This is a genomic window from Thermoactinomyces daqus (assembly GCF_000763315.1).
Classification (GTDB): Bacteria; Bacillota; Bacilli; order Thermoactinomycetales; family Thermoactinomycetaceae; genus Thermoactinomyces_A; species Thermoactinomyces_A daqus.
In genome coordinates, this window is the sequence record NZ_JPST01000042.1 from 1 (window position 1) to 12,280 (window position 12,280).

At 43.0% G+C, this 12,280-nt stretch carries 13 protein-coding genes; 8 read left to right on the forward strand and 5 right to left on the reverse strand.

All coding sequences use genetic code 11. The features are described 5' to 3' along the window. Positions 1 to 14: 14 nt before the first annotated feature. From JG50_RS0115365 to JG50_RS0115380, 4 genes are read left to right on the forward strand one after another with little or no spacing between them, the layout of a single operon-like run. Positions 15 to 284, forward strand: a complete 270-nt coding sequence (locus JG50_RS0115365) for a hypothetical protein (RefSeq protein ID WP_152568609.1) — start codon at positions 15 to 17, stop codon at positions 282 to 284. 6 nt (positions 285 to 290) lie between these two features. Next, positions 291 to 614, forward strand: a complete 324-nt coding sequence (locus JG50_RS0115370; protein ID WP_033102013.1) for a hypothetical protein — start codon at positions 291 to 293, stop codon at positions 612 to 614. A 5-nt stretch (positions 615 to 619) separates the two neighbouring features. After that, complete coding sequence (locus JG50_RS0115375; RefSeq protein WP_052154390.1) at positions 620 to 901, forward strand: hypothetical protein; 282 nt, start codon at positions 620 to 622, stop codon at positions 899 to 901. Positions 902 to 912: 11 nt separating this feature from the next. Continuing rightward, positions 913 to 1,755, forward strand: a complete 843-nt coding sequence (locus tag JG50_RS0115380) for a GH25 family lysozyme (protein ID WP_052154391.1) — start codon at positions 913 to 915, stop codon at positions 1,753 to 1,755. Between the two features lie 432 nt (positions 1,756 to 2,187). On the opposite strand, the gene JG50_RS0115385 is transcribed toward JG50_RS0115380, so the two are convergent. Further along, positions 2,188 to 6,972 (reverse strand): DEAD/DEAH box helicase, encoded by a 4,785-nt coding sequence (locus tag JG50_RS0115385; protein ID WP_033102014.1) that lies wholly within the window; start codon positions 6,970 to 6,972, stop codon positions 2,188 to 2,190. Positions 6,973 to 7,419: 447 nt separating this feature from the next. Here JG50_RS0115385 and JG50_RS21130 point away from each other — a divergent pair, with 447 nt between their 5' ends. The 4 genes from JG50_RS21130 (at position 7,420) to JG50_RS0115405 (ending at position 9,701) form a co-directional block, all read left to right on the forward strand. Continuing rightward, positions 7,420 to 7,623, forward strand: a complete 204-nt coding sequence (locus tag JG50_RS21130) for a WXG100 family type VII secretion target (protein WP_081943975.1) — start codon at positions 7,420 to 7,422, stop codon at positions 7,621 to 7,623. Positions 7,624 to 7,773: 150 nt separating this feature from the next. Continuing rightward, complete coding sequence (locus JG50_RS0115395; protein WP_152568610.1) at positions 7,774 to 8,064, forward strand: hypothetical protein; 291 nt, start codon at positions 7,774 to 7,776, stop codon at positions 8,062 to 8,064. A 17-nt stretch (positions 8,065 to 8,081) separates the two neighbouring features. After that, entirely contained in the window at positions 8,082 to 9,236 is a 1,155-nt protein-coding gene (locus tag JG50_RS20530; protein WP_200880764.1) for a hypothetical protein, read from the forward strand. Between the two features lie 3 nt (positions 9,237 to 9,239). Continuing rightward, entirely contained in the window at positions 9,240 to 9,701 is a 462-nt protein-coding gene (locus JG50_RS0115405) for a hypothetical protein (RefSeq protein ID WP_033102018.1), read from the forward strand. Between the two features lie 177 nt (positions 9,702 to 9,878). On the opposite strand, the gene JG50_RS0115410 is transcribed toward JG50_RS0115405, so the two are convergent. The 4 genes from JG50_RS0115410 to JG50_RS0115425 form a co-directional block, all read right to left on the reverse strand. Continuing rightward, positions 9,879 to 10,232 carry a hypothetical protein gene (locus tag JG50_RS0115410; protein ID WP_033102019.1) on the reverse strand — a complete coding sequence of 118 codons (354 nt, stop codon included), beginning with the start codon at positions 10,230 to 10,232 and terminating at the stop codon, positions 9,879 to 9,881. A 163-nt stretch (positions 10,233 to 10,395) separates the two neighbouring features. Continuing rightward, complete coding sequence (locus JG50_RS0115415) at positions 10,396 to 11,292, reverse strand: hypothetical protein (protein ID WP_033102020.1); 897 nt, start codon at positions 11,290 to 11,292, stop codon at positions 10,396 to 10,398. After that, positions 11,292 to 11,675: a hypothetical protein gene (locus JG50_RS0115420; RefSeq protein ID WP_033102021.1), complete on the reverse strand. Its 384-nt coding sequence runs from the start codon at positions 11,673 to 11,675 to the stop codon at positions 11,292 to 11,294. The genes JG50_RS0115415 and JG50_RS0115420 overlap by 1 nt, the downstream gene beginning before the upstream one ends. Before the next feature lie 180 nt (positions 11,676 to 11,855). After that, positions 11,856 to 12,110, reverse strand: a complete 255-nt coding sequence (locus tag JG50_RS0115425) for an NUMOD4 domain-containing protein (RefSeq protein ID WP_033102022.1) — start codon at positions 12,108 to 12,110, stop codon at positions 11,856 to 11,858. Positions 12,111 to 12,280: the final 170 nt, after the last annotated feature.

Sequence of the window (12,280 nt, forward strand, 5' to 3'; positions counted from 1 at the left end):
GGGAGTGTTGATACATGGCTACACCAATGAATATCATCAACTATTTGCCGCCCGAAAATAACAATGTGATCGATGTTTTCCGGAACTGCACAGACATCAAGTGGTATGAGTCAGAATGCATGGTCGAATTTACGGGTGAATCTTCAGGCTGTTCCTTTTCTTATGGTGGGGAACCGCATTTTGTTGTAGTTGATCCAAGCTATGCACCTGAAATGTATCAACCAATTCCCGATGAGTATTTCACTATTGATCAAAAAAACAATTACAAGGTAGTGGAGGAGTGAAGCATATTGGAAAAGGAAAACGTAGCGGTCGTGATCACCCCAAAGGAAATGTACGAGTTGGTCCAAGAGGTGACACGATCCTTGCAAAGAATCGAGGCCCGCCTGGATGTATTGGAAACCCGAATCCAATCGGCAAATAATGCTGACGAGCGAAGCAGACAGGCAATAAATCTGGCGGAGGATGCTCAACAAAGGGCAAATTACGCATATGAAAAAGCGAAAGAAGTGGAAACTCGTCAACTTTGGCTATGGGGGATCATCATATCAGAAGTGATTGTAGGCGCGATTGGAGCGCTTTTTTATTTTGCTCAAAAAGGAATTGGAGGATGATATCTATGTTTGACGTTCAAATCTTTGGAGTAAGTGCAGTTGGTGCAATTGTTGCGGTGGTAACACTGTTGAAGGAGATCGGCTTCCCGCAGAAGTATTCCCCGGTTGTTTCTGTTATCTTGGGCATTTTGACGGGTATTTTCTTGGTAGACCCGAGCAATTGGCAACAAGGAGTTGTTGATGGGTTGGCTCTTGGGCTTTCTGCTGTTGGACTGTTTTCCGGCGTGAAGAATGTGAAGGAGGGCCTTTTGTCTCTGAAAAAACAACCTCAACAACCACAACAATGAGGTGATAATGGATGCTAAAAGGGATTGATGTGTCCCACCATAATGCTGTGTCCGACTTTTCAAGGGTGAAAGCTGCAGGAATTGAATTTGTATATATCAAGGCTTCGGAAGGGGTCACTTACCGTGACCCCCAATACCAGCCTAACGCAAATAACGCCATGAAAGCAGGGCTTCTCGTCGGATTCTATCACTTTGCCCGTCCTGATAACGGCAACAAGCCGGAAGACGAAGCACAAAACTTTGTCAATGCTATTTCCATCTTCAAATACAATCTCATGCCTGTATTAGATCTGGAAGTGGATGTGAATATAGACGATGATGCGCTTTACCAATGGGCACGTTCTTTCGTAAATATAGTGAAAGCCAAAACGGGGTACAATGTGATGCTGTATACCGGATTATACTACTTGAACAAATACCCTGCTCTTCAGAATCTAAAAGATTTGCCCCTGTGGATAGCCGCCTATCGTTCCACTGCTCCTTCAGTAAGCGGATGGGCTAACTGGACGGTATGGCAATACACCGATAATGAAAATATTCCCGGTATTGTGGAATCATGTGACGCCAATTATCTAAATGATTTGGCAACCATTTTTCTTAACAAACCCGTAGAAAAACCGATATTAAAACGAATCCTGAAACTTACTTCTCCCATGATGCGCGGGGATGATGTGAAGACATTACAAATACGGCTTCAAATTCCAGCAGATGGCATCTTCGGCCCATTGACCGAGCAAGCGGTTAAGAACTGGCAGCGGGTCCATGATGAGCGTGGGAACGTTGTTCCTACTGGCAAGGGTTTGAAAGTTGACGGTATTGTTGGTCCGAAGACGTGGCACGTATTGTTCAAATAGGACAAGAGGGCTTTTATTGGCCCTCTTGTCCTATTTTTTCTTTGTATGAATCAATCGCACGATCAAAGAATTTGTTTCTGCTGATTCCGTCTTTTATCAACTGTGTTAACAATCGCGTTGCATTTTTCAAGTTTGGCCTGCTCTACCCTTCCTCCTGCGACTCAGCTGATACCGAATGCTGAAAGTAGAAGAGATTTGGCCTAATGAATACCGTTCATTCGAAGAAGCAAAAGCATCTCTTCATCAACCATGATTGAGTGCATTCTATACTCGGATATTTAACCCCTGTGGAAGTACAATTGAGAACTCTCCACTCAAGTTGCTTAATTTCCGTTGCATTGCGAGGATAACATTGGCTTAGATTAGATCCTTTAAGTAGCGACTGGAATTTGTTAAAGGCTCGGAAGGAGGAGTCGAACCAGCAATCTTCCTTCATGCCAAGTCCAGTCCCGGTAACCCCTTCACAATCCTCGCAGTTTCCATGCTTACCCGTACCACCCGCTTAACAAGATCGATGATGTAACGTGGATCGTCAGACCATTGATTGGGATCATTAACAATCCCACTTTTCTTGTCAGTCTTAACTTGATATCGATCCATAATCCATTCAATTGCTGATTTGCCGTTGACGACATAATCATAGGCTTCCAGCGGGATGCAAGAAAGAGTAATATTCGAGTTATAAATAATGGTCGTTTTGTCCGGTTTGCCATTCTTTCCTTTGGCAAAGCGAATTTTTTCGACGCGATAAAAATCGTCTGCTTGCGGATTTCCTTTAAGCGTCTCATTTAATGGCCAAGGTTCGATCGTTTCGTAGTTAAGATGCCAATGGGCTAGTTCTTTTCCTGCGTTGCTAAAACGCCAAAAGTCCTCGGCGGAAGATACAAACGGAATACGAGGAAGCATCTTCTTAAGATCAGCACCAAAGCGTTCTTGATATTCAGAGGAGTGAAGGACGCCATAAACATAGTAGAAGATGTCTTCTTTGGAAACTGTATCACCATAGTGTTGACGAAACTCTTTGAGCGCCCAATCGGTGATTGCATCATGACGGATATAGTGATCTTGACTTTCCAGTTCCAATCCCTCAAATAAGCCACCAAGTTTCTCCTCTTCTTGAAGTTCATAGTAATAGAGTGGGTAGCATTGACCCTTTTCATGAAAATCAAAGCTTGGGATGGAATCAACTATGAAAGCAGAAAATGGCTTACTTGAACCAGTTCCAGTCACACAAATCATCCTATTTTTCGCAGTAGGATATGGGAAAAGTTTTGGAATCTGGTATACCATTTCATTGAAAGCACGGCTGAAGTAAAACCATTGTTTACAGAAAGGACGGTATATGCCTGTGACGATGTTGCTTTCCTCATATGGATGTCGCTTGTGGCGACAGAGATCCTGTTTTAGGGCACGTGACCAACTAATCTTGTTCGGATCGGTATCGATGAAGTCATTCACATCGTCCATCGTAGGGTTTAACTTCCCTAATGCTTTGAATTCCACAACCTGCCGATTGTAAAATTCAATCATGCCCTTCATGTTATTTTTGAGGCGAGATAGCGAAAAATTATAAGTCCAACTGTCACGACTTGTTATTACACCTTGTGAATAAATCTTAAATAAGGTCTTATTAATCGTTTTTTTCTTTTCTCCCATCGCAATGAGTTTAGAAAAGTCCTCACTGCGTTGGTTGATCCAATCATGTGCATCATTGGGCTTAATTACTTTCCAAGAAATCCCCTTAATGCTACCTGACTGACGGATGATATCCAGTTTTTGTTCGCGACTGAGGTAATCACCAATGTCATTGTAATAGATAACACAGGAGTCTTTCTTCGTAGGATTTTTGACTAAAACTGTGATGGCAATCGGTGCTCGACTACCAGATCCAAATATCTTTCCACCTTCTTTTCTGGATTGCTCACCAGAAGTACGTTGGTTCCCTCTCAGATTGAAACAATAGATTGTCGTAAACTCTTCAGCCAGACACTTTCGAAGACCATCTGCGGTGTTACTATCGATAAAAGAGGCGTTTGTAACAAAGGCAATCACACCCTGATCACCAATTCGATCACTCGCCCAACGGATGGCGCGAATGTAAGAGTCGTAAAGACCTTTTTTCAATACCGCTTTAGACGCATTTGCATAAGTCTCGGCAATACGCTGATCTAAATAAGGATATTTTAAGTTCTGATTATTATCATTCTCACTATCTTGCCCAGCCGAATACGGCGGATTCCCGACGATCACCCGGATTTCTTGTCGCTTCTGTCGAGCTATGCGCTCATTATTCTCGGGGAACAGCGTTTCCATCATGGAATCCTTCTTTTCCCTTAATTGGAAGGTATCTGTCAATACGATACCTGGGAAAGGTTCGTAGTCTTGACCCGACAGACGATGATATGCTTCTTCAATATTAATAGCTGCAATATAGTAAGCGAGCAGTACAATCTCATTCGCGTGTAACTCTTCCCGATATTTTCGCACGAGATCTTCAGGTCGAATTAAACCGCTTTGAAGCAAGCGCACGATAAATGTTCCTGTGCCTGTAAAAGGATCAAGGATATGCACACCCTCATCACTCAAGCGGATTCCAAACTCTTCCTGAAGCACATCGTCTGCACTCTTGAGAATGAAATCGACTACTTCAGTAGGGGTATAAACGATTCCCAAACGCTCAGCCATTTTTGGAAAAGCTGTACGGAAGAACTTGTCGTACAACTCAATAATGATTTTTTGCTTTCCTTCTGCATTGTCGATGCCACTCGCACGTCTCCGGACGCTTTTATAGAAATCCTCTAGGGATTCAGTTTCTTTCCAAAGAGCATGGTCTTCCAAAACATCCAGCACTTTCTGCATGGCTTGGGAAACGGGGTTGTGGCTACTGAAAGCATAATTCTCGAAAAGCGCATCAAAAACCGGTTTGGTCACAAGATGCTGGGCTAACATTTCAATTGCTTCGTCTTGCCCGATGATTTCATTTATATTATTCTGTAATCCTTTCAGGAAATCAGTAAAGGCTTTCTGAGCTTCACGAGCCTTAGGATCAGAACTTTCCAAAATCGCGTGAATATGCGTTTTGTGGCGCTCGGCTATCTTCGCTACATCCTTAGCCCAAGTTTCCCAATAGCGACGTTCACCACACTTTTGAACGATCTTGGCATAAATGGCTTCACGCCATTCTTTAATTTCCTTAAAATCTAATGAGAGTTGTTCGAATTGCTGTTGACTTTCCCGATGTTCTCCCTCGTTTTCTTCTTCCTCACTGTCACCCCCTACACCTATTACTTGGATCTTATCAGGCTTTCTTTTATTCAACTCTAATTTGTTAACAAGATCATTAAAACGGTCGTCATGAGCACGTAAAGCGTTAAGAACTTCCCAGACGACGCGATAGTTCTGATTCTTGTTTAGAGCTTCTTCGGGTGAATCATTTGTAGAAACAACAATGGGCAAAATCACGTAACCATATTGCTTTCCAGGGGCTTTCCGCATAACTCGACCTACAGCCTGAACAACATCCACCTGAGATTCTCGTGGATTCAGGAAGATGACTGCATCGAGAGTTGGAACATCCACACCCTCCGTAAGACATCGAGCATTACTCAGGATTCGGCAGGTATTTTCATCGGTATTTTCTCTGAGCCACTGCAACTTACTATTACGCTCAACAATATTATGTGTTCCATCGACATGGTTAACTTCGCAAACAAGAAGATTTTCAACTTCATTGGACAAGGAAGCACAATAATCTTCAATCGTACGAGCAAAAAGTTCAGTCACTCGTTTCGAGTTTTTAATAGAATTGGAAAAGGCAACGGCGCGGCGCATAGGCATGAGATCGGCAGCCTGATCTGATTCATTCTCCATAAAACGCTTAGAGAGGGCATTCCAACAGCCTACGATCTTTGCTGCATCATCAAGAGTGATATTCTCCTCATTGGCATGAATCTTGTTCCCAAGATGGTCTAGGACATGCTGTTCATCGACTGCCAAAATAATCACTTTATAATCAGAAAGAATTCCTAATTCAACGGCTTTCGAGAAGTTCAGTCGATGAAACTCCGGTCCATAAATCGATTCATCATCCATGGAATAAAGCTCCACGTTAGCCTCTTTCGCCTTTGATTTGCTAGCATCGGCATAGATTCGTGGAGTCGCTGTCATATAAAGACGCTTCTTGGCATGAAGAAATCTTTCTTCATGTACTTTCGTAAAATAGGAAGCTTCATTTCCTCGCACTACACCTGTTGTGCGATGAGACTCATCACAAATGACTAAATCAAAAGCAGGTAGTCCAGCCTTTTGAGCCTCTGAAACAACATCAATGGACTGATAAGTAGAGAAAATAATGGTAAGTGAATCTCCTAGCCCTTTTTTGATCTCGTCCACAAGATGTTTGGCATTGGTGGTAGCAGGGTAGGCCAGATCCGATACACGTAAATCTTCACCTTCTTTTTTGCCAACCTTTTTATCGGAACAGACCGCAAAGGATCGCAAGGGGATCTCTGCTTCAGCGGTCCATTCACGTAAAGTCTGTGAAAGTAGTGCAATAGAAGGAACGAGGAAAAGGACGAGACCGCCTGATGGTACCAATCTTTCAGTTAGTTTTAATGAAGTAAATGTTTTACCCGTGCCACAAGCCATGATGAGTTTGCCGCGATCATAGGTTTGAAATCCAGCAACTACATTGGCAATAGCCGCTTCCTGATGTGGACGAAGTTTTTTCTTTTTCCGAGGTTGTAGATTTTGCGGACTATTCCACGAAAAACGACTCCAATCAATAGAGCTTTTTTCTAATGCCTCCATGTCTAGAATGGTAACAGGGATTTGTTGATTCTGACAGGCATCCTCAGCATGTTTGCTCATTGGAGCTGTGGCGATGATCATACGCTTGCGGAAAGGGTGCTTACCTGATTCGGTGAAAAACGAGTCAAGATCAGATTTTTGAATTTTGTGTCCATGTTCATAAAATTTGCACTGAATAGCCCAGATATCTCCTGAGCCTACTTCCTTTGCAACTAGGTCGATTCCAGTATCAACACGTCCATCCCGGCTAGGCCAGTCCATCCATCGCCAGACATTGGAAAATAGTTGCTTATATTGGGGATCAGTTTGCAAAAAGGAAACCATCAGACGTTCGAAGAGATCGCCTTGTTCTCGTGTGTTTCTGGCGAATTGGCGTAATTGGTTTAAAATATCATAGATGGTAGTCACGAAATCCCCTCCCGTCAAAGTTAATTAAAAGCACATATGTATTAATGCAATATCTGTTTATCTAAGTGTAGACAATGATTAAAATATACTAAATGATGGCGTTAGGCAAGAGAAATCGGATATTTCATGAGAAATGGGATATGAGATTTAGGTTTGGGCGGTTGTTGAGTCTCTATCTTCAGGAAGGGAAAATCGATGACAACATTTTTTTATCATTATCAAGGGTTGAATTTTTTCAACTGAAATTTTTCTGGCCAGTTGCAAATACTTTTTGAATGAAATATTACTTCTTTAGACAAAAATAAAACAAACCATATTACAAATGGAATAAATATTCGTGTATAATTTTAAAATCAATAAATCTAGTTTGAGAGGAGTTTTTAAGATGTCACGGATTCTGATTAATTCCGATGAATTGGTCCGTAGCAAAAAATTTTCAAGCCAAACATGAACAAAGGCAATAAAATTATACATAATCTTGATCAAAGAATCGATAGGCTTGAAGGTCACTGGAATGGGATGACGAAGCAACGTTTTTTTCAAATACTTCCAAGAAGAAAGAAAAATATGGGACAACTTCGTGCAGATACTAACATTTCTCAAGCATTGACCCAAATCGCTACGAAATTCCGTCAAACGGACCAAGCTTGAAAAAGAAAGCCGAGTTTCCGTTAAAACATTCCTTATTATTGGACAGAGTTGACCGAAGGTCGAGTCTGTCTTTTTTGCTCCGATATCAAATCATTTTTGGTAGAGAGGGGTGAATCCATTACGGATCATGAATATTCCGTAATGGGAGAGATGAATCAATATTTTTATCGATTCGTGATCGTCTTTCTTTTGACCTTGGTTGGCTTTGGTATGTTGGGAGGTGGTCAAGTTTTTGCCAGTGGGGGCAGCTTTAACGTTCCTCATGTGAATGACCATTTTGATAAAGTCCAACAAGGACCGGCATCAACGAAGGAGACACCTGTTACTTCAACTTCCCAAGAGGAAATAGAGCATGAATCTGGGAATTGGTTTACAAAAACATGGAATTGGACGAAGGAAACCGTCTTCAGTGCCTGGAATAAAACAAAAGAATTGGATTAACGGTCGGGATCATTGTGTTGGTCATTGCGGCTGTGGTTTTGATTGTTTTTGGTGGCGAGTTCGTGCTTGGTGCGCTCGTAATCTCGGGAGAGACCCTGGGTGAAGGGATTCTGGCTGGTATTGTCATCAGTGGCCTTTTTTCCTGGCTTTCAGGAAATGACTTTCTTGGATCAGAAATGCTCTCAGATATGCTATTTGGAGGCCTGTCCGGAGGCATTGGGGGAGTTTTCGGCTCCTATGTATCTTCAAGTGTTGCCGGTTCGGGCTTTGTTTCTTGGCTTGGTTCAAAGATTTCCTGGTTAGGAGAAGCCTTTCCTAAAATCTTGGGCGGAGCAGTAGGGGGCGGAACAGGTCAATCTCTTTTTGATTGGTTTAAGACCGGGAAGGTGAATCTCAGGAATACGTTTGTTGCGACCGTCTTTGGTGGATTCTTTGCATTTGCGGGCTGGTCCATTTCAAACCATACAGGCCCGATCCTTTCCAAAATCAATGAAATTCCGATCCCGAAACTTGAGGTAGGCGTATTAGACGCATCGGGAATGAAAATACCATCCATTAGTTTTGGTAAAATAACAGTTGGAGATACTGAATTTGGTGCGTGGTTGCAGAAGTTTGCTTCTGAAGGTAGTGGTGAGGGGGCGGACGGAGGATTATTTTCTCCTAATGGAAAGTTTAAAGACCCCACATTAGAGTCGGCTTATGAAAAATATCTCGCCCGTAAATCAAAAGAAGGAAAGCCGCCAAGAGATCGCGTAAATTGGAAGCAAGCAAGGGATTATTGGTTGAAAGATTCACCCATGGCTAGGGGAAATGCCTTTAACAAAAAAGCTGAGGAAGAACAATGGTATCCTTTTAACGAAGTTAACTTGAGTAATGGGAAACGATTGGATTCTTATAATCCTGTAAAAGAAGAAATTGTATCCAGGAAAGCAACGGACTTGGACACGATTGACATCACTACCTTTGAGTCGTATTTAAGGGAAATGAAAATCAAATACAAACCCGGTATAAAAATACGATCAAATAAGTTTCCAGAGATCGATGGTCAACCGCTTAAGGGGAAACAAATCTTGGAGATTCCCGCATCGAATCGGAGTTTTAGTCAAATACAAGAGTATATTGATTTGGCCAAAAATAAATATGGGATTGAAATAAGGTTCAGGGAGGAATGAATCATGCAGTTACGACCAGAAATCAGAGAGGCATTAGAGAAGATTGATTTTATTAACAGGTACAAAAGGTTGTCTGCAAAGTATAGATTTAAGTCTAATGAGAGGCTTGAAGGTTATGATAACAATGAAGTTTTGCGGATATTAGCTGAATTAGGTTATCCGGCTCGTTACGACAAAAGGGAAAATTTCTTTCAAATTGTAGAGGAATACCCTCCCTTTCAATTTGGATTTCATATCTCTCTCAAATATGCTCTTTTGGAGTTTATCTGGGTGGCCCGGAAGGATGGAGAATTACTAACAGGTAGCCCATGGATATTGTTAAAGCAATTATTAGATGGTACAGACGAAAGTATAAGTAGACCCGGATTCCGCAATTACGATGATTTGTGGAAAGCTTTGGAGGAAGCGTTTGAGATGTATGAGGATTTTAAACGGGCTTTGATGCAAATGACTGATCCTGAATAATGATTTTCGCTGGGCGATAAAGATCCATATCGCCCCTTTTTCTTTGCGTTTCAAAGGTTAGCAACATTGTCTGACGAACATCGCCAAACGAAGAGGGTTTCGCCTGACGCCCGGCTTGATGGATGATAAAAAGAGAACCGCGTCGAAAAACGGAGGTTCTCTTTTTATATCGTCGTATCAAAGTGTGTTGATAAGATCGGAGGTTAGTCTGCCATCGGGCGGGTCGGGTTGAACGGGCTCTTTAATGGCAATTGGTGTTTTCCCCACAGGAGTGGGTTTTACTACAGGCTTTGCATCGTTAGCCCCTAATGAAGCTACAGAAATGAGAAAGAAAAGAGCGCCAAAGGCAATCAAAGCAATCGGATATTTCGCCAGGCTTACCAGCCATTTTGGCGAACTAATTTTCCCCTTTATGGAAATAATCCCGACTACAACGGCGGCAAGACTAATTAGTACAAGTAATCCGGGGAGAATCGCCATTAAAATGCAAAGTCCTAAGAACGCACCGATCCAAATCAGAACTTTTTTCATACACAATTTCCCTTTCTATTTACATAATTGCCTTCACCTGTTCGGCATCGATTTGTTTATCTTTCTATTCGCAATCATCTGTATTTTTGTGTCATTTTTTCATACGAAATTATTCCCGGCCAATTAAAAGCGGAAGGATAGATTGCCTCCGCTAACGGAATCATCATTTATTCATTTTCTCCCTTTGCTCCTTTGCTTTTCGGATCGCTACGGATGCCGTTGATCGCGAACACTCCATGTCATTGGCCACCGTGGTTACGGTGAATACCTCCCCCTGTTCGATCAGCCCCATGACGTATTTGATAATTCGTTCGGTCTTAGTGTTCGAGGAGGTGTTCGACGGCGAAATTACGGGCTTTTCGGTGTTCGATGTTCGCTGTTCGGTCTCAGGTGTTCGATCCTCCATATGGAAACCGATTGTTCGCTTAATGGGGACTATTTCGGCCTCTCGTTCGACCGGAATCGGTTCGATTGCAGATGAGGAATCCTGCCACTGGGCGAAGTATTCGGGAAGTCCTTCTGCTTCAACCTTCTTTCGGGCCTCTTCTGATTTTCGGGCTGCCCGGATCAGAGCCAAATCCGGCTTCCTGGCCTCCGATCGCTGCCATTCGATCCACTGAATGGACTTCTCCTCTTTGATATCCCGTTTCGCTTCATATTTCATACGCCAAATACTCTTTTTATATGGCTTGTGGCTGTCGACAATGAGCCAGACAAGGCAACTTTCCATCATCCACATTGCGCCGCTGATGGCCGCTCCAACGATGGGACCAATGATCAGATTTGCATGGGCCAGACCCCACATGTTCACCGCAGTTACAAACCCTAGACTAGCAAAGTAGCCGGCATTGAGGAAGAATGGGACGTTCCTTTGTGTGGCCCGCTGTCTCCCGCGAATGAATAGGAGGGAGGCGAAGAGGATCTCTACCAGTCCGGCCATCAGATAGGCGTTAAGGTTCAATGCATCCGCCAGCATCGCCGTACTGTGAATGGATAAACCTATTACCGTGCCTGCGATAATCACGACAACCCCGAACACTACCCGATCAATCCAGCGCATTATTTCGAAGCTCCCTTCTGTTTGGCTGTTTTGGCTGCCTTGGTTTGCTCCCAACGTACAACGCCCTTTTGACCTGCCTGCCAGTCATTGACTTCAACCTCATGAACTTGTTTTACCAGCTCCGCCGCCTGTTCGCTGTCTAGGGAAAATACTTTATCGTCATATCGGTCCGCGTAGTCTTCGCGTAGTTCATATTTGGCTACTTCGTTTTTGGCCAGCGTAAGCGGATCGGAAGTGATCTCGACTTCTTGCCAACCTACGACATTTTTTCTTCTCCGGCCATCTATCGCATAAATGTCAATCTCATAATGTTCGCCGGATTTATCAAACTCAACATATACCGCATACACACGCCGTTTTGTCTGGATGTTAAACCGGATCATTTTTTATCCGCCCCCATTAGATTTTTTATCTGTGAAAAGTCTCCTTCCCCGCTTCACGGATGTATCAAAAACCGCCAAGGGCTAATTTTTGGATAGCGACTCATTAGAGGAGAGGGGGTAAACCCGCATTCTTTCGCTTCGTGTTTCTGACTCATTAGAGGTGGTTATTTTCTTAGAATTTTAGAAGTGTTTTCTATAGAGAACATCGACAAGATGGGTTCGGACTTTCCCGTTTCTATCCCTCAGAGTAATCTGTTTGCCCCATCCTCGCCGATAATATGGCCGCAGGATCTTCTCCGGAATCACCTGCCGGTTCCCCCTAATGTTGATAATCACGCGCTGTTCTCTCCGAATTCGGCCGTAGTTGGAGATAGAATATAATCCTTCATAGCCTTTCACCGGCTCCCAACGTTCCAGTAACTGACGGTCAATCATAACGCAACAACTCTTTCCCGATCCGCAAGCTTCTCAAATTTTGTTGATCCTGATACAATGTGAAAAGACTCCTTTCCTTTGGGGGAGTTATGGCCCGTGAGCGATGGTTGTCAGCCGTTTCCGCTCATGGGCTGTCACTTAGTACAGATAAACATAAAAGGTGAACGAAA

Bases quoted from the DNA above. Each gene is read 5' to 3' on its own strand.
- JG50_RS0115365 (WP_152568609.1), top strand. From the start codon at position 15: ATGGCTACACCAATGAATATCATCAACTATTTGCCGCCCGAAAATAAC.
- JG50_RS0115415 (WP_033102020.1), bottom strand. From the start codon at position 11,292: ATGCGCTGGATTGATCGGGTAGTGTTCGGGGTTGTCGTGATTATCGCA.
- JG50_RS0115410 (WP_033102019.1), bottom strand. From the start codon at position 10,232: ATGAAAAAAGTTCTGATTTGGATCGGTGCGTTCTTAGGACTTTGCATT.
- JG50_RS0115375 (WP_052154390.1), top strand. From the start codon at position 620: ATGTTTGACGTTCAAATCTTTGGAGTAAGTGCAGTTGGTGCAATTGTT.
- JG50_RS0115380 (WP_052154391.1), top strand. From the start codon at position 913: ATGCTAAAAGGGATTGATGTGTCCCACCATAATGCTGTGTCCGACTTT.
- JG50_RS21130 (WP_081943975.1), top strand. From the start codon at position 7,420: ATGAACAAAGGCAATAAAATTATACATAATCTTGATCAAAGAATCGAT.
- JG50_RS0115405 (WP_033102018.1), top strand. From the start codon at position 9,240: ATGCAGTTACGACCAGAAATCAGAGAGGCATTAGAGAAGATTGATTTT.
- JG50_RS0115425 (WP_033102022.1), bottom strand. From the start codon at position 12,110: ATGATTGACCGTCAGTTACTGGAACGTTGGGAGCCGGTGAAAGGCTAT.
- JG50_RS0115420 (WP_033102021.1), bottom strand. From the start codon at position 11,675: ATGATCCGGTTTAACATCCAGACAAAACGGCGTGTGTATGCGGTATAT.
- JG50_RS0115395 (WP_152568610.1), top strand. From the start codon at position 7,774: ATGAATCAATATTTTTATCGATTCGTGATCGTCTTTCTTTTGACCTTG.